This window comes from Aureitalea marina, from assembly GCF_002943755.1.
Taxonomy (GTDB): Bacteria; Bacteroidota; Bacteroidia; order Flavobacteriales; family Flavobacteriaceae; genus Aureitalea; species Aureitalea marina.
In genome coordinates this window covers 1,042,501-1,059,688 of sequence record NZ_MQUB01000001.1, presented here as the reverse complement: position 1 = coordinate 1,059,688, position 17,188 = coordinate 1,042,501, and the positions used below count along the sequence as shown (strand labels likewise).

Annotated in this window: 18 protein-coding genes (1 of these 18 cut by a window edge); 11 read left to right on the top strand and 7 right to left on the bottom strand. The window is 43.8% G+C overall.

What is annotated here, in order from left to right; all coding sequences use genetic code 11:
* Position 1 precedes the first annotated feature (1 nt).
* Together BST85_RS04760 and BST85_RS04755 are read right to left on the bottom strand one after the other, a co-directional pair.
* Positions 2-292 carry a cell division protein ZapA gene (locus BST85_RS04760; RefSeq protein WP_104812210.1) on the bottom strand — a complete coding sequence of 97 codons (291 nt, stop codon included), beginning with the start codon at positions 290-292 and terminating at the stop codon, positions 2-4.
* Positions 293-299: 7 nt separating this feature from the next.
* Positions 300-590 (bottom strand): hypothetical protein, encoded by a 291-nt coding sequence (locus BST85_RS04755; protein WP_104812209.1) that lies wholly within the window; start codon positions 588-590, stop codon positions 300-302.
* Positions 591-737: 147 nt separating this feature from the next.
* On the opposite strand from BST85_RS04755, the gene BST85_RS04750 reads away from it, so the two are divergent.
* Both BST85_RS04750 and BST85_RS04745 read left to right on the top strand, forming a co-directional pair.
* Positions 738-2,435 carry a M23 family metallopeptidase gene (locus tag BST85_RS04750; protein ID WP_104812208.1) on the top strand — a complete coding sequence of 566 codons (1,698 nt, stop codon included), beginning with the start codon at positions 738-740 and terminating at the stop codon, positions 2,433-2,435.
* Between the two features lie 10 nt (positions 2,436-2,445).
* Complete coding sequence (locus BST85_RS04745) at positions 2,446-4,908, top strand: TonB-dependent receptor (RefSeq protein WP_104813905.1); 2,463 nt, start codon at positions 2,446-2,448, stop codon at positions 4,906-4,908.
* Between the two features lie 3 nt (positions 4,909-4,911).
* Here the strand turns inward: BST85_RS04745 and BST85_RS04740 are convergent, their stop codons facing one another.
* Positions 4,912-6,057, bottom strand: a complete 1,146-nt coding sequence (locus BST85_RS04740; RefSeq protein ID WP_104813904.1) for a cysteine desulfurase family protein — start codon at positions 6,055-6,057, stop codon at positions 4,912-4,914.
* Between the two features lie 131 nt (positions 6,058-6,188).
* Here BST85_RS04740 and BST85_RS04735 point away from each other — a divergent pair, with 131 nt between their 5' ends.
* The gene (locus BST85_RS04735) at positions 6,189-7,058 is read left to right on the top strand and encodes a hypothetical protein (protein WP_104812207.1); all 870 of its coding nucleotides are present in this window, start codon (positions 6,189-6,191) and stop codon (positions 7,056-7,058) included.
* Position 7,059: 1 nt separating this feature from the next.
* Here BST85_RS04735 and BST85_RS04730 read toward each other — a convergent pair whose 3' ends face one another.
* On the bottom strand, positions 7,060-7,623 hold the full coding sequence (locus tag BST85_RS04730) for a Smr/MutS family protein (protein ID WP_104812206.1): 564 nt from the start codon (positions 7,621-7,623) through the stop codon (positions 7,060-7,062).
* A 149-nt stretch (positions 7,624-7,772) separates the two neighbouring features.
* On the opposite strand from BST85_RS04730, the gene BST85_RS04725 reads away from it, so the two are divergent.
* From BST85_RS04725 to BST85_RS04715, 3 genes are all read left to right on the top strand, one after another.
* A complete protein-coding gene (locus BST85_RS04725) occupies positions 7,773-9,725 on the top strand; it encodes a T9SS type A sorting domain-containing protein (protein ID WP_146090652.1) in 1,953 nt (650 codons plus the stop codon).
* A gap of 7 nt (positions 9,726-9,732) precedes the next feature.
* Positions 9,733-10,029, top strand: a complete 297-nt coding sequence (locus tag BST85_RS04720) for a DUF2752 domain-containing protein (protein ID WP_245917637.1) — start codon at positions 9,733-9,735, stop codon at positions 10,027-10,029.
* Positions 10,030-10,100: 71 nt separating this feature from the next.
* The gene (locus BST85_RS04715; protein ID WP_104812204.1) at positions 10,101-10,442 is read left to right on the top strand and encodes a CCC motif membrane protein; all 342 of its coding nucleotides are present in this window, start codon (positions 10,101-10,103) and stop codon (positions 10,440-10,442) included.
* A gap of 28 nt (positions 10,443-10,470) precedes the next feature.
* Here the strand turns inward: BST85_RS04715 and rocD are convergent, their stop codons facing one another.
* On the bottom strand, positions 10,471-11,751 hold the full coding sequence (gene rocD / locus BST85_RS04710; RefSeq protein ID WP_104812203.1) for an ornithine--oxo-acid transaminase: 1,281 nt from the start codon (positions 11,749-11,751) through the stop codon (positions 10,471-10,473).
* A gap of 143 nt (positions 11,752-11,894) precedes the next feature.
* Between rocD and rlmD the strand changes: the two genes are divergently transcribed.
* From rlmD to BST85_RS04695, 3 genes are read left to right on the top strand one after another with little or no spacing between them, the layout of a single operon-like run.
* Positions 11,895-13,304 carry a 23S rRNA (uracil(1939)-C(5))-methyltransferase RlmD gene (gene rlmD, locus BST85_RS04705; RefSeq protein ID WP_104812202.1) on the top strand — a complete coding sequence of 470 codons (1,410 nt, stop codon included), beginning with the start codon at positions 11,895-11,897 and terminating at the stop codon, positions 13,302-13,304.
* Between the two features lies 1 nt (position 13,305).
* Complete coding sequence (locus BST85_RS04700; protein ID WP_104812201.1) at positions 13,306-13,806, top strand: DUF6452 family protein; 501 nt, start codon at positions 13,306-13,308, stop codon at positions 13,804-13,806.
* Positions 13,772-14,473, top strand: coding sequence for a DUF6048 family protein (locus tag BST85_RS04695; protein WP_146090651.1), 702 nt, complete (start codon positions 13,772-13,774; stop codon positions 14,471-14,473). Before BST85_RS04700 ends, BST85_RS04695 begins: the two co-directional genes overlap by 35 nt.
* Here the strand turns inward: BST85_RS04695 and BST85_RS04690 are convergent.
* Positions 14,463-15,635: a THUMP domain-containing class I SAM-dependent RNA methyltransferase gene (locus BST85_RS04690; protein WP_104812199.1), complete on the bottom strand. Its 1,173-nt coding sequence runs from the start codon at positions 15,633-15,635 to the stop codon at positions 14,463-14,465. The genes BST85_RS04695 and BST85_RS04690 overlap by 11 nt on opposite strands.
* Positions 15,636-15,673: 38 nt before the next feature.
* On the opposite strand from BST85_RS04690, the gene BST85_RS04685 reads away from it, so the two are divergent.
* Together BST85_RS04685 and BST85_RS04680 are read left to right on the top strand one after the other, a co-directional pair.
* Entirely contained in the window at positions 15,674-16,420 is a 747-nt protein-coding gene (locus tag BST85_RS04685; RefSeq protein WP_245917636.1) for a class I SAM-dependent methyltransferase, read from the top strand.
* Positions 16,417-17,094: a ZIP family metal transporter gene (locus BST85_RS04680; RefSeq protein WP_181039956.1), complete on the top strand. Its 678-nt coding sequence runs from the start codon at positions 16,417-16,419 to the stop codon at positions 17,092-17,094. Before BST85_RS04685 ends, BST85_RS04680 begins: the two co-directional genes overlap by 4 nt.
* On the opposite strand, the gene trhA is transcribed toward BST85_RS04680, so the two are convergent.
* A protein-coding gene (gene trhA, locus BST85_RS04675; protein ID WP_104812196.1) for a PAQR family membrane homeostasis protein TrhA crosses the window boundary here: on the bottom strand, positions 17,091-17,188 show its end. The gene runs 523 nt beyond the window's last position; only the last 98 of its 621 coding nucleotides appear in the window; the start codon falls outside the window, past its right edge; its stop codon occupies positions 17,091-17,093. The two genes, BST85_RS04680 and trhA, sit on opposite strands and share 4 nt — an antisense overlap.

Below are 17,188 nucleotides of genomic sequence, written 5' to 3'. Positions count from 1 at the left end.
GTTATGATAACTCTTCAGTTAGATACTGGTTCAGCGCTTGTAGGCGCTTTTCCACATCTACCTGATCATTATCACTATCGATGACCTTTTGCTCTACCTGGGCTGCAAACTGTAAGGCACACATGGCCAAAACATCCTGCTTATCCCTTACGGCATAGCTTTCTTCAAACCGCTTGATCATAGCCTCTATCTTTTTGGCGGCCTTCCTTAACCCTTCTTCCTGGTCCGGGTTGATGGTAAGCGGATAAACTCGATCCGCCACGGAAAGCTTGATCTTCAGCTGATTTGACATCTTCTTCTCAATCCGATAACTGACCTATACAATGGTCAATTTCCCGGATCAATGCGTTTATTTTAAGTTTAGTCTCTCGTTTATATTGGTCGCTGCCAAGCATCGAGTTGGCAAGTTTTAAAGAGTTGCATTTCTCGCGCCAGGTATCCACCTGGTTCTCCAACTCCTGACGGTCCTTGGTCATTTCCTCTAATTGAGCCTTTAAACGGGACGACTCTTGTTCAGATTCCTTCTGGCGTTTCACCAGCTGGTGAATCTTAATTTCCAGATTCTCAACAATTTCGGAAATGGTACTCATCAATAACCTGCCATCAATACGTTCTCACAAAGTTAAGAGAAGCCAACCGAAATAGTCAAAAGTTTTCGCATTTATTTTGTAATATTGATTCCCTCCGATCATATCCATCGGATCTCCCCGTTTTAATTGAAAACGAATAACCTCATTATGCGCGAGCTTTTTGCCGGCCTATTTATGATCTTTTTTTCGTTGCCCGCACTGGGACAATCGAATGGCGATCCCAACTTCTTTGCACCTCCTCTGGATATACCTATGATCTTGTCGGGTAGTTTTGGAGAATTGCGATCCAATCACTTTCATTCCGGATTGGACATCAAAACCCAACAACGTGAAGGTCTGCCGGTTTACGCTGCGGCCGATGGTTATGTGGTCCGGATCAAAGTAAGTCATTACGGCTATGGAAAAGCCCTTTACCTGCAGCACCCCAACGGGCAATCAACGGTATATGCCCACCTTCAAAATTATGCTGGGGCCATACAGGATTATGTGAAGACCAATCAATACAGAAAAGAATCCTTCCAGTTAGAGTTATTTCCGGAAAAAGAACAGCTGGCTGTTAAGAAAGGTGACCTGATCGCCTACAGCGGAAACACAGGAGGCAGCGGAGGGCCTCACCTCCACTTCGAGATTCGTGATGCCAATTCCAGGCCTATGAATCCGATGGATTACGGCATGGAAATTCCAGACAACCGTCCTCCCCTGATCAATTCGCTCATCGCTTATCCCTTGTCGGATTCTGCTCATGTCAATAATTTGACCAAGGCTGTCAAAATTCAACTTAGCCGGCAGTCCAATGGGCATTACATCGCCCGAACAATAAAGGCAGCGGGGGAGATTGGCTTTGGGGTGTCCGCCTATGACCAGCAGGACGGTGCATCCAATAAAAATGGACTTTACCAGGTGATAACGACCAGAAATGGCAGCCCACTCTTTGAGATAAAATTTGACAAATTCAACTTCAATGAGACTCGATACATCAATCAGTATGTAGATTACGCCTATTGGAAAAAGAACAGGAGCCGGGTCCAGAAATTGTTCCGGGAGAATGATAATCCGCTTAGCCTCTTGAAGACGCAGGGCAATGATGGTACAATTAGGATGGAGCAGGGGTATTCCGAAATGGTCAAGATCATCTGTAGCGATAAAGCCGGGAACGAGGTCATCATTGATGTTCCGATCGAGTATTCTTCTGGGCTAAACCTGAACATTCCGGACAAGACGATCCAAGGAGAGCTGATCGTTTCAGATCAGGGTACCGCACTGACCAAAGGTAAATTCTCACTTTATTTTCCAGCCGGCAGCCTCTATGAGAACAGCGATCTGGATATTCGTGCCAAAGGGGATACCATCATACTAGATAAGGATCAGATTCCCGTGCATAAAAATATTACGGTCCGCATGGATGTTTCTGCCCATCCTGAAGAAGACCGGTCCCGTCTATACCTGGGAAGGCTTTCTCCTTCTGGTAAACCATATTATCAGTCATCAACACTGGAGAACGATAAGATCACCATTAAAACTAGAACATTAGGGACCTATGTGTTGGCAAGCGATGAAGTCCCGCCTGTTATTCAGCCGCTTAATTTTAGAGATGGTCAATGGGTGAGCAAGAATAAGACACTTTCGTTAAAGATAACGGATGGTAAGAGCGGAATTGGATCCTACCGGGCCACCATCAATGGTGAATTCGCGCTTATGGAATATGACTACAAGAAGAATAGGATCGTTTATAATTTTGACGATATGGTTTCATCTGAGACCGAACAGAAATTGCAAATTGAAGTTGTGGATAATGTAGGAAATAGTGCTACATTTGAGGCAACCATATATAGAAAACAACAATAAACCTCCCCTATTGCAGCTTTCCCGGTTTTTCCTTCAGCTAATATTTTTCTTTTCCTGTAGTGTGATCCTCGCTCAAACGGCCACTGTAAAAGGTGTAATCTTGGATGAGGACAATTTCCCCATTTCAGGGGTGACAATTAGTTATGGGGCCAGAGGCGCCCTGTCGGACCTTAATGGTTTCTATTTCATTGAGATTCCTGCGGACCAAGCTGTAACTCTGACCTACTCGCATGTCAGTCATCAGAATGTCACCTTAACGCTTACCCTCTCGCCAAATGAGGACTACGAATTCAACCCGGTGATGAAGGTGGATGTGGAACAGATCAGTGAAGTGGTTTTGGATGCTCGTAAACGCAAACGAGTAGAGGGAATTACCTCCATTAGCCCTGAGGCCATACGGAAAATTCCAGGTGCAAATGCTGGGGTAGAGAATCTGCTAAAGACCTTACCTGGGGTAAGTAGTAATAATGAACTGAGTACTCAATACGCCGTTCGAGGAGGAAATTATGACGAGAACCTCGTCTATGTGAACGAAGTAGAAGTATACAGACCTTTCCTGATCCGCAGTGGTCAGCAGGAAGGACTCAGTTTTGTAAATAGTGATTTGACTGCCAAGGTAGATTTCTCGGCAGGAGGGTTTCAATCGAAATACGGAGATAAACTCTCTTCTGTTTTAGATATTACCTACAGAAGGCCAACCCGATATGAGGGAAGCGTTGACCTCAGCTTCCTGGGTGCTAGTGTTTCTGCCGGCGGAATTTCTAAAGACGGAAGGCTGTCCGGAATAGTTGGATTAAGATACCGCAATAACAGTCTCTTCGTTGATGCCAGACAGACGGATGCAAATTTCCGGCCCGTCTTCGCCGACGCACAGACCTGGATCACCTACAAGGTCAGTAGTAAATTCGAACTGGGCTTCCTAGGGAATATTTCTGTCAATGACTACAGTTACGAACCCTTAACCAGGCAGACCAATTTTGGGACATTATCAGACCCAGTTGCCTTGCTTATCTTTTATGAAGGCCAGGAGGAAGATAGATACGACACCTATTTTGGAGCCTTGAAAGGAACTTGGGTAGTGTCCAACAATTACACCGCCAAATTCATTGCTTCTGCCTATCATACCCAGGAACAGGAATATTTTGACATATTCGCCAGGTACAGATTGGGACAGGTAAATACGGATATCGGAAGTGAGGATCTGGGAGAGGTGGAATTCAGTGAAGGGATCGGATCTCAGCTTACTCACGCAAGGAACGATCTGGACGCTTTGATCTTCAACTTTGAACATAAGGGAGTTGCTCAGATCGAGGAGAACACCATTGAATATGGGGTTAAATACACCCATGAAGATTTCAGGGATCGGGTAGAAGAATACGAGATAATCGATTCTGCCGGTTTCTCAATCCGACCACCGGTGCCCGATTTTGGGAATAATCAACCCTACGAGCCATTCGATTCGCCCATAGTTCCTTTTACAGAGATCAGGGCGGATAATGATGTGCAGATCAATAGATTTTCCGGTTATGTGCAGTGGAGTAAACGATCTACTTGGGGATCCAATGACGTTTGGATGAATGCCGGGATCCGGGCACACAACTGGACAGTGAGCGGACGAAATCTTCAGTCGAACACTCAGACCGTGGTCAGTCCTCGGGTTCAATTGGCTTTGAAACCGGATTGGGATATTGATATGTTGTTCAGACTGTCTGGTGGATTCTATCACCAGCCTCCCTTCTACCGTGAACTTCGTGATTCTACGGGAACCGTCAGACCAGAAGTGAAAGCCCAGCAATCCATTCATGTGGTTTTGGGCAATGATTACAGTTTTGACCTTTGGGATCGGCCATTTACGCTCAATTCTGAGGTTTATTACAAACATTTGACCAATGTCAACCCCTATACCCTGGAAAATGTCAGGATCAGGTATAGGGCGAACAATAACGCGGTGGCCAGGACTTATGGTCTTGATGTCCGCTTAGCGGGTGAATTTGTGCCAGGTACGGAAAGTTGGGTGAGCTTTGGCTATATGCGGGCCGAGGAAAACATTGACGACCGGGGTTATATCTTCCGCCCGACTGATCAGCGACTTAAATTCGCTGTTCTTTTCCAGGACTATGTCAAGGTAATTCCAGATCTAAAAATGTATTTGAACCTGGTCTACAATACGGGACTTCCTGGTGGTTCGCCTAGTTATGCAGATCCTTACGATTTCCAAACCAGATTACCGGACTACAGACGGGCAGACCTCGGTGTGTCTTACGTCATTGTGCGGCAGGATAACCGCAGAAACAAAGGATTTCTAAAGCCTTTTAGAGAACTTGCTGTAGGCGCAGAGATCTTCAACATCTTCGACGTTCAAAACTCCATTACCAATACTTGGGTGCGGGATGTATATACCAAAACCCAGTACGCCATTCCAAACTTTCTTACCCCAAGGGTGTTCAATGTGCGCCTGAGTGCGCGTTTCTAATTGTTAGGAATCTAGAAAGTCTTTAAGAACTCCTACCACGTAGTCGATTTCGTCCTTGGTATTGTAATGTGAAAAAGAGAATCTAAGAGATGGATTTTGCAACTCTTCGGGAGATTGGATCGCTTTGAGTACATGAGAACCACCGGAACTTCCACTCTGACATGCGCTTCCTTTAGAACAGGCTATCCCCTTCAGATCGAGCTGAAACAACAGCATTAAAGCCTTTTGCGCAGGCATGGGAATACAAACATTGATCAGGGTGTAGGTGCTTTTCCCTATATCCGTGCAACCCCCGTTAAATTTAGCGTTGGGAATGGCTTTACCCAATTCTTCGATGAAATACTGTTTTAAACCAGCGATATACGCTGATTCTTCTTCAAGATTCTGATAAGATAGATTCAGTGCCTCTGCCAAACCGACAATGGCATAAACCGCTTCTGTACCTGCTCTTAACCCTCTTTCCTGGGCACCTCCGTGGATAAGCGGCCTCAAGCCTGTGTTCTTGCGCACAAAGGCAAATCCTGCTCCTTTCGGGCCGTGGAACTTATGGGCGGCTACCGCCGCGAAGTCAACGGGAATCTGGGAGAAATCCATGTCAAAATGGCCTACGGACTGAACGGTATCACTATGAATTAGCGCTCCTGCTTCTTTACACATCCTGGCTACTGTTTCCAGATCCAACATATTCCCGATCTCATTATTGACGTGCATCAGACTGACCAAGGTCTTCTTTTGAGAGTTGGCCAGGAGTTCACTTAAATGCTCAAGATCAATGCTACCACATGAAAGCAGTTGGGTATACTCTACCTCGACTCCACGTTTTTCGGCCAGGTCCTCTACGCAATGTAAAACGGCGTGATGTTCAATCGGACTGGTAATGATGCGTTCTACGCCCAGGTCGTCCACACAACTGTGAATGATCAGGTTGTCTGCTTCAGTACCACCTGAAGTAAAGATGATCTCACCAGCTTCTACCTTTAAATGCGCGGCAACATCCTTTCTTGCCTGTTCAAGTAATGCCTTAGAAGATCTGCCATAACTATGTGTTGATGAGGGATTTCCATATTCAGATTTAAGAACTTCAGCCATCTTATTCACCACTTCGTCTCGAAGCTGGGTAGTAGCTGCGCTGTCAAAATAAACTCTCATAGTGTGGGTAAGATCATCCGGATTATGGTTGCTTAGGATCGATCCGGACAAAAATAAACATATAATGCGAATGCCAATCAATCTGTTCATAAGAAAAATGGTATTTTGCAGACGCAAAAGTGACACGGCATATGAGGCGAAAGCTGCTCTTATTCAGCCTGATTTTCTGGGCCCTCTACTCCTGTAATGACGGAGATATCATTGTAACCACCTTCGAATTTGACGACGCTACGCTTCAGAGCTGCTTTGGGTCTGATGTAGTAGTCTTCTTTAAGATCAATAATGATCCGGCCGAGAGTATATCTGTTCAGATCCCTGGAGATGAATCTTTGTTTGTTGAGTCTGACACTCTCAATTTCACTCTCAATGGCAACACAAGCAAAGTGAACTATCGGCTTTTTAATGAGGCTGTGGATGCCTCATACTTCTGTAACAGTATTCCTCCGACCACACCGTCTATATCCCAGGAATATCTGGCCAATGATGGTTCTGCAACCCTATTTATCACTACGATTTTTGATGATAATGACGGCCTAGATCCTGAATTTGAAGGAGATGGTGATACCGATGGGGATGGCCTTCCGGATTTTTATGATTTTGATGATGATGGGGATAACGTCCCTACTCTTAGTGAAATCGGAATTGATCCACAAAACCCCCAGGATACTGACGGAGATGGTATCCCGAACTACCTGGACACCGACGATGACAATGATGGGATATTGACCAGGTACGAAGACACCAATATAGATCTGGATCCAACAAATGACGTCACCGATCCATTGGCAGGCCCGGATTTTCTCAATCCAGCCGTTTCAGTTTCGACCGTGATAGATATCTATCGAATTCACGAATTCAGCTTCAATAGTGACGTTCGAGTATTGCTCAATGACCTGGTACTGATAAGTGGAGAGGAGCAAATCATACAGGAAAGTCTAGACCTAGGAACTCAGACCGGAATATTGTCCGGCAGTCTTTTCGTTACCCCTGATTTCCAATAAACTATCGCTGTCTGATATAGACCAAAGTGGCTCCAGCGCCATATTTTCTGGGGCTGGCCGGTTGTGGGTCAAATTGATCGTATTGACGGATCAACTTGAGAAGTTGTTGCTTCAAGATTCCCTCACCAACGCCATGGATAAAAATTACCCTGGGAGTTTTATTGGCTATGGCTCGTTCCAGCTGCATCCTGGCGTAGTTTAATTGATAGTCTAAGGCATTGTTCTTGTGCAGATTGGGATAATGGTCCAACATCTTTTCAAGGTGAAGATCGAATTCTGGAACTTTGGGCAGACCCTTTTCACGCTTCGTGGATCTCTTTGGTTTATTTTCCTCATCCTTAGATTGCACAGGTCCTGATAAGAGCGATGTTTTTAGGTGATTTTCTTCAGATTGATCAGGCAAAAAAATAAGCTTGTCCATTGCGATTTCATGTTCAAATCCGTCCTGGTCACTTACCACAACCGATTTTTCATGAATCACGACCACTTCTCCTTCGATCATTTCGTCGAGGTGTTGCACCTTATCTCCAAGTTTGAAGCTGTATTTTCCTACATTATTTTGCATTTCAACGAGTATATACTACTACTTGACGAACTTTTTTAGGATTACTTGTGCGAATTTTTGAATATTGGACCACAAATTCGGAAAATATTTCTATTTTTAACCTAATAATAAGGCCTTTACCCCAAAGTGCTTATGTAAAAAAACAAATTATGAAGACCCTACTATCTGCATTCTTAGTTATTTGCACTGCTCCCGTTGTGTGGGGACAATTATCTGTAAAGCCAACAGGAAGCCAGGACTCGTATATCTATGCTAGTGATGTTGTTCTGTATGTTACGGATGACATTGAACTTGATGCAAATACCAATGATGCGACCACAGAAGCGAGTATTTATCTGCGAGATGATGCACAGCTGATCCAAGGTAATGATGTTGCAAATTCTGGAGATGGAACAATCTCTGTTTTGCAAGACACCAGATCAGACTCATTTGACTACAATTTATGGTCCTCTCCTGTGAGTCAAGAGAATGCTTCAACTTCAGGAAATTTACCATTTGACGTAAGCATCATAGAGGATAAGCGAATCTCTAGTATTACTGATTCTCGAGCTTCGGTGATAACCCCCATAGGGACTAAAAATGGTTCTGGTAGTGGACTTGGAGCCGATCTTCAATTGACCATTTCAGGCAGATGGCTTTACTCATACAATAGCTTGAATTCCTGGCAACGATTTAACACTGGTACAAGGTCTCCGGGCATTGGCTTCACCATGAAGGGCACAAACATAACCAACCATGGAAATTTGTATGAGGATACAAATAATCAAACCTACGATTTTAGAGGACGTCCGAATAACGGAGACATTGATGTTCAGATTCCTGCGGCTGACGCCGGGGGTGGTGAACTTGGAAGTGCCGTTGACGGAGAGGTACTATCGGGAAACCCATATCCTTCCGCAATAGATTTGGACCTGTTAATGACTGATAACACAAATATCACCGCTATTTGGTTCTGGGACGAGAACAGAAGTATTAATTCACACTATTATGTAGATAATGAAGGTGGATATGGCTCTTGGACAAACGTACCTGATGCAGACGGAACTTATATGGTGCCCACTTTCTACGAGTGGAACAACGACGGGACACAAGGAGACGCTACATCGGATGTTGGAGAGGACATACCTCGTAGATACTCCCCCGTAGGTCAAGGTTTTGTAATCCAAGGCACTCCTAATTCATCCGTAACCTTCACAAATAGCATGCGTGTATTCGAGCAGGAGGACCCGTCCTCTTCTGTGATGCGTGGTATGAACAATAATGCACAAAATGCAATATCACTTGCATCATCATCAGGTATATCACTGACGGATCAAGATCAAAACGATAATAATGACACTGAGCAGGATCAACAAGAAAACTCCGGTCCTGTTATTCCTAGGTTACATATTATCACACAATTTGGAGTTTTAGGAACTAATGATCAGTATCACATCCGGGATATGGTTCTCATGTTCAATAACGAGATGACTAATGAGTTTGATCGCAGATGGGATGTTCCTCATCCAATGGATGCAGATGTTGGAGACATATGGTTTCCTATTCAGCGTGATGGTCTACAAGCAAAGATGGTATTGCAAACTGTGCCTTTTGATCCTTACTACCAGATTCCACTTACTGTCAGACTAGAACAGCAACGGAAATTATCGATTTTTGGTGATGAAGAGTTGCACCTTACGAGGGATATGTACATCTGGGATTCTGAAGCAGATACCTACCAGCAATTCACCGGTGGTAAAACTGCAACCTTTGTGCTCTCGCCAGGAACCTATGCGAATAGATTTTATATCGTGTTTAAGAGTAATAGGCAAATGGAAGAAGAGGCCGGTCAGTTGATTGCGGAAATAAAGGAAAGTATTGACGTTGTTCAGAATAATCGGTCCGCACATATGGAGATCAGCAATCCGGAGGGTTATGACATTGCACAGGCCAATATCTTCGACATCAATGGAAAACTAGTTCTCAGTGAGCAGAACGTAGGTAACAGTCGTCGTTACTCCTTCCCTACCGGGAATCTATCTGACGGTATCTATATTGTAAAACTGAATACAACAGATAACATCACACTAGATTATAAGATCAGTGTGTTCAATAAAAGATAAGCCATAGATGACCAAGGGCCTTGAAGATTTCATGCTGGAATGTACCAATAAGAAAATCTTCGGGGTAGAATGTATGGGCTGTGGCATTCAACGTGCTACGGCCCTTTTGTTTCAGGGAGAATTTGTAGCAGCTTTCAAAATGTACCCGGCCATCTACACCTTATTCCTTTTGGCCGCACTTGTTATTGTCAACTTCTTTATCAAATTTAAATACGACTATCAGATCAAAATCGGATTGTTGATCTTCAACGTCGCCGTCATCGTGGTTAGTTATGTAATCAAAATGAGCCCATACCTCTCATAAATTGATCATTTATAATGAATTAATCCACGATTTAAATTACTTTTAAATATAATTAACCAACCTTATCTAACATGGAACAACAAAAACTCCCTAATTCCACGCTCATACTCGTATTTGGAATACTCTCCATTCTGACCTGTTGCTGTTACGGTGTACTAGGATTGATATTTGCAATTATTGCTTTGGTCATGGCCAAGAAGGCTACTGCCCTTTATGTCGAAGCTCCGGAGCAGTATACTGGATTTAATAATGTAAAGACAGGACGAATCCTCGCTATTATCGGACTAATCTTAAATCTGATTTACCTGGGATACGTAATATGGTTATTTGCAACCCTGGGTATGGAAGGAATCATGGAAATGAATCAAGATATCATGGAACAGTACGGGGGTAAATTATTCCTCCTACCATAACGAAAAAGCGGCCACAAGGGCCGCTTTTTTATGCTTCAAATTCTTTTAAGGTACTCGTGATTATAGAGACACATTCTTCGAGCTCATGGTCGGTCATGACCAAAGGAGGGGCAAATCGAATGATATTCCCGTGAGTTGGCTTGGCCAATAGACCATTATCTCTTAATCTCAAACAAATATTCCAAGCAGTATCACTTTCTTCATCGTCATTGATCACAATGGCATTGAGCAATCCTTTACCTCGAACAAGTCGTACGATCTTACTCTCTTCGATATAAGCATTCATATGCTTTCGGAACAACTTCCCAAGTCGTTCGGCATTTAGAGCCAATTCTTCGTCCCTAACCACTTCCAAAGCGGAGATGGCGACGGCGGCTGCAAGTGGATTACCTCCAAAAGTGCTTCCGTGATTACCCGGTTGTATAACATTCATAATCTCATTGGTGGATAGTACCGCCGAAACTGGATACATTCCACCGGAGAGTGCTTTGCCCAAGACCAGGATATCAGGCTTTACATCTGGAGTTCCAGAACAATCCCGCTTAGGACAACTACAGTTTCCGCAGGACGCTAATAAACGACCTGTTCTAGCAATACCAGTCTGAACTTCATCGGCAATAAACAGAACATTATACTGCTCACACAAAGCTTTCGCTTTAATCAGATAGTCTTCACTTGGCACATATACTCCGGCCTCACCTTGAATCGGTTCTACCAAGAAGCCTGCAATATCATCATGGGCCATAAACGTCTCCTCTAACTCTTTCAAGTTGTCGTATTCCACCTTGATGAACCCTTCGGTGTAGGGACCAAAATTCTTTCGTGCCACAGGATCGTTGGAAAAGGAGATAATTGTAGTAGTACGTCCGTGGAAATTATTCTTACACACCACGATCTTCGCTTTGTTTAGATCGATACCCTTGACCTCATATGCCCATTTACGGCATAATTTAATGGCCGTCTCTACTGCTTCAGCACCTGTATTGATCGGCAACAACTTATCATAACCGAAGTACTGAGTGGCGAACTTCTCATACCTGCCTAACATGTCATTGTAAAAAGCTCTGGACGTCAGCGCCAGCGTTCCAGCTTGTTCATTCAAGGCCGAAACGATCTTGGGATGACAATGTCCTTGGTTTACGGAAGAGTATGCAGAGAGAAAATCGTAGTATTTCTTGCCTTCTACATCCCATACAAATACACCTTCTCCCCTGCTCAAAACAACCGGAAGCGGGTGGTAATTTTGTGCGCCATATTTATTTTCAAGCGCCATCGCCTCTTGAGACGAAATGTGTTCTAATACCGCCATTTTAAATTGAATTAACGGATCCTACATTGACCATTCCTTCTTTTTGGAGAGAAATCATCCGGACTTGCAAATTACTAAATAATTGAGCATCTTTTTTGAAAGCCAGATCAAATAAAAATCCCATTTGTAGTACTTTTGAAACCATGCCTAGAAGACGATCAAAACCCTTATTTGAAAACCTGGAAATGTTGGATGCCGGAGCCAAAGGTAAAGCTGTAGCCAAGGCACCTGATGGCCGTGTGGTCTTTGTCAATAACGCCGTACCCGGTGATATTGCCGATGTACAGACCTTTAAGAAACGAAGAGCCTATTATGAAGGTTCTGCTGTTTCATTTAGTAAGTACTCAGACCGACGAACGGAACCGCGATGTGAACACTTCGGAGTCTGTGGTGGTTGCAAGTGGCAGTACATGAAGTACGAGGACCAGCTGTACTTTAAACAGCAGGAGGTGGTCAATAATTTGAAACGCCTTGGCGGTATCCAGTTGCCAGATATTACTCCGATAGTAGGTTCTGATGAGCATTACAATTATCGGAATAAGATGGAATACAGCTTTAGTGATTCCAAATGGTTAACGCAAGAGCAGGTCGCTTCTGACCATCAAATTCCCGATAGACGAGCTTTAGGCTTCCACAAGCCTGGAATGTGGGACAAGGTTGTGGATATCGACCAATGCCATTTACCTTTGAAACAGACCAACGCCATCCGAAACTTCCTTCGGGATTTTGCTAGGAAAGAGAACATTCCATTTTTTAATCTCAGAAATCAAGCCGGTACACTCCGAACCTTGATGATAAGAACAACATTGTCAGGTGAGGTCATGGTGTTGGTCCAATTCTTTGATCCTGATCAAAATGTCATAGATACTGTGATGGAGGCAATCAAGACTAATTTCCCAGAGATCAACTCCTTATTGTATGTGATCAATCAAAAGTCCAACGATACCCTCTATGACCAGGATATCCTTTGTTATCACGGACAGGATTACATCACCGAGACCATGGAAGGCTTGCAATTTCGGGTTACGGCTAAGTCGTTCTATCAGACCAATAGCGCTCAAGCATATCGCCTGTATCAACTTACCAGGGAAATGGCCGGACTTACAGGAGGTGAAACGGTCTACGATCTCTACACGGGCACAGGCACTATTGCTCAATTTGTGGCAGCCAAGGCCGGTAAGGTTGTCGGGGTAGAATCAGTTCCGGAAGCCATAGATGCTGCACGAATTAATGCCCGGTTAAACTCCATTGACAATGTAGAATTCGTGGTTGGAGACATGAAGCAAGTGATGAACTCACAATTTATAGAAGAACATGGGGCTCCGGACGTGATCATCACAGATCCACCCCGGGATGGGATGCATAAAGATGTAGTTCAAACCCTTATACATTCTGGTGTTCCCAAGATTGTCTATGTGAGTTGTAATTCGGCAACCCAAGCGAGGGATCTGTCACTGATGGACGATCATTACAAGGTAACGGCTGTTCAACCGGTCGATATGTTTCCCCATACAGCCCACGTAGAAAATATCGTACTTTTAGAGAAGCGGTGAGATGAATATACGTTTTAAGCTCAGATCTTTGGTTGTTCTCCTGGTCGGATTGATTCTGGCGGGCTGTACCCGTGATGACATCTGCACCCAAGACACACCCACTACCCCACTGCTAGTTATTGTGTTCAGGGATATAGCCAGTCCAAATCAATCAAAATCAGTTCCCAATTTATTGATCACTTCCGCCTCAGATCAAAGTACCGTGGTTTTTACCGGTACCACTGACTCTATTGCCATCCCATTAAATGTTAACCTTGATGTTACGGCATTGGATTTCACCACTAATTCTAATAGTGAGGAAGATGCTAATACTGATCTGGTTAATATCAATTATGTTCGGGATGATATCTATGTAAATAGGGCCTGTGCATTTAAGACCTTTTACGATTCGCTGGGTTTTGAGCGAGTCGATGACGTAAACCAGGCATGGATCCTTACCGCCAATGTTAACCTAACCCGTGTGGAAAATGAGAATGAAGCTCATATTACCATTTTTCATTAGTGCGTTGATCTTGGCTGGCCATGCAAAGGCGCAGCAACAGGAGGTTTTGCCTGATAGTTTGAGCAAAACAAATATCTACGGACTACGTTTGGGTCTTGATCTGTCAAAATTGGCGAGGACGGCTTTCGAAGATGGCTATACGGGATTTGAGATACAGGGAGATTTTCGGTTCTCCGAACGATTTTGGGCGGCTTTGGAATTGGGTACTGAAGAACGGGAATGGGACGAGGTCAATCTACAATCCAGAGCTACAGGCAGCTATGCCAAACTTGGTGTTGATTTTAATGCCTACCAGAATTGGATCGGTATGAACAATATGATCTATTTTGGTTTGCGATACGGCTTCGCAACATTTGAGCAAGAATTGCTGGCTTACAGTATATACACAACAGACCCCACCTTTCCCGCAGAATTAAAAACAGATCCAATCACCTATGACGGACTTTCAGCTTCCTGGCTGGAACTGGTCTTCGGTGTTAAGACAGAGGTCTGGAATAATATCTTCTTAGGCGTCAATCTGCAGCTTAAGCGATTGCTATCAGAGGACAGACCGGAGAATTTCGATAACCTTATCATTCCGGGTTATAACAGGACCTATGACTTTAGTGAGTTCGGTGCAGGTTATGGGTTTACGGTTTCTTACCTGATACCCATCTTTAGGAAGTAGAAGTACTTTTTCGTGCTTTTAGGGTTCCGCTAAAGAGATTAAACCCGACCAATCTGGCTTCTAATTTACCATTGTATAATTTGATCTTCTTCTTGGGTTTAAGCCCAATGGATTTCAGCGCAGTCTCATTGGCGGCAAAAAGCCAAGCTTCACTTCCGGCATAACCGTGTTTGAGGGTACTGCCGATGCGACCATAGAAGTCTGATACATCCCTCAGGGAAAGTCTTTGATCATAAGGTGGATTGGTCAAAATGAACAAATTCTTTTCCTTGTCCTCCTTTTCGCTATTGATAAAATCAGCTTGTTGAATGTCGATGAATTCTTCTAAGCTGGCTTCTCCAACATTGGCCTTTGTTTTCCGGATCGCAAGTGGGTCCCGATCTCTGGCATATATCTTAAAATGAAATTCCTTGACCCGCTTCAAGGCAGAATTTCGGATTAGCTCGAATAATTCAGGGTCATAGTCTGGCCAATGCTCGAAACCAAACTCAGCCCTATTAATGTTCGCCGGGATGTTACATGCGATCATCGCAGCCTCGATAGGAATGGTTCCACCTCCACACATGGGGTCGAGAAAATCACATTGCCCACTCCAACCGGACAGCATGATCAATCCCGCTGCCAGGACCTCGCTTACCGGAGCCGCAACTGGTGCAACCCGATAGCCTCTCCTATGCAACGATGGGCCTGAACTGTTCAATGAAACCGTGGCAATCTGACGGTCAATATGAATGTGCACATGCAAGGATGCATGATATCTGTCGATGTCCGGTCTGTGACCAAAACGATCCCTGAAACGATCGACTATGGCATCTTTGGTCTTTAAGGCGATATATTTGGAGTGGGTAAAACGTTTAGAGAAAACGGTTGATTCTACGGACAACGTCCCACGACTATCCATATGATTCTCCCAGGGGATTTCATAGATCCGCTTATAGAGCTGATCCTCATCAAAAACGTTGAAAGATGAGATCGGTTTCAGGATCCTAACTGCGGTACGACAGCACAAATTTGCCTTATACATAAAACCAGTGTCACCTTGAAAGGATACGCTTCTCACACCCTTTTCGATTTCCGATGCTCCAAGGTCGCGTAGTTCTTTGACCAAAAGATCCTCCAGACCATACAAGGTCTTAGCGACCATAAGAAAGTTCTTTCCCATAACTGTTGCAAAGATGGTAAAAAATTGAGCTATTTTAGATGCTTGTAGAAATTCCTATGGGTAATCATTGGTATTCATTTTGGTTTAACACGCCTTATTATCATGTACTGTACAAGGACAGGAATGATCAAGAGGCAGCCCACTTTATGAATCGTCTACTCGAATTCCTTCAATTAAAACCCGGTAGTTCAATACTGGATCTGGCCTGCGGCAAGGGCAGACATTCCATTTATCTCAATTCCTTAGGTTATGACGTTACGGGTTTAGATCTGTCTGAACGCAGTATTCATGCAGCCAAAGAATTTGAACGATCAGGACTTCGTTTTTTTGTCCATGACATGACCAAACCCTTTCCTGAACAATTTGATGCTGTTTTCAACCTATTTACCAGTTTTGGATATTTTGAAACCGAAGGAGAGGATCTTCAAACCATCCAATCGATCAAATCCGAAATGAAACCGAATGGAGTTGGTATAATCGATTTTATGAATGCTGAGTATGTCAAGAATCACCTAGTTCCAGAGGAAACTAAAGTGATTGACGGTATTAGGTTTCAAATTAGTAAAAGACTCGAGGGTGAGTACATCGTAAAAGATATTCATTTGGAAGATGAACACCGTAGCTTGCGCTTTACGGAACGAGTAAAAACCTTATATCTGTCAGATTTTTTGCGTTACTTCGACCAAACTGGTCTAAATCTAATTGAAACTTTCGGTGATTATGAGCTTCAGCCTTTTGATTCTGAGAGGTCGGATCGTCTAATTATGATATTTAAAACATCGTGATCTATCTAGCACTTATATTATCGGTCCTGGGAGGGGCAATACTCGCGAAGTTAATTCGCGATAGAGATCCCTTTGTGCTATCGATAACCTTGGCTTTCAGTGGAGCTTTTTTACTAGGTGTCACTTTATTTGAACTGTTACCAGATACCTACGAGAGCCTTGGGAAAGAGACCGGCTTATGGGTTGCCTGTGGTTTGCTCCTGCAACTAGTGCTCGACTTTTTTACGCGCGGTGCTGAACATGGCCACGTTCATTTAGAACAAAAAAGACGAACCTTCCCTTGGGCCCTTTTTCTTGGGCTGTCTGTACATGCGCTTATAGAAGGATTTCCGGCAGCTCATAGCGATCGAATGTTAGTTGGAGTAATTGTTCACAAGGTTCCTGTATCAGTTATTCTGACCTTGGTCTTTTTACGCTCAAAATATCCCCTCAAACAAATTTTAGTATTCCTGACATTTTTTGCAATGATGTCTCCCCTGGGTAGCTTTGTGGCTATTGAACGATCAGAAGTCCTACCCTATTTAGATCGCATCAATGCTCTTTCATCCGGTGTTTTCCTTCATGTTGCAACGACTATACTCTTTGAAAGTTCTCGTGATCACAAATTCAATTTGAAGAAGCTTATCGCCATAATAGCCGGTTTTGTCCTGGCTTATGGCCCACAACTTCTTTAGATCACATCCAGGAGGATAAAAAAGAAGTGGAAAATTGAACCCGCCAGGACCCAGATATGCCAGATCGCGTGATTGAAGGGTATGCGCTCTACTA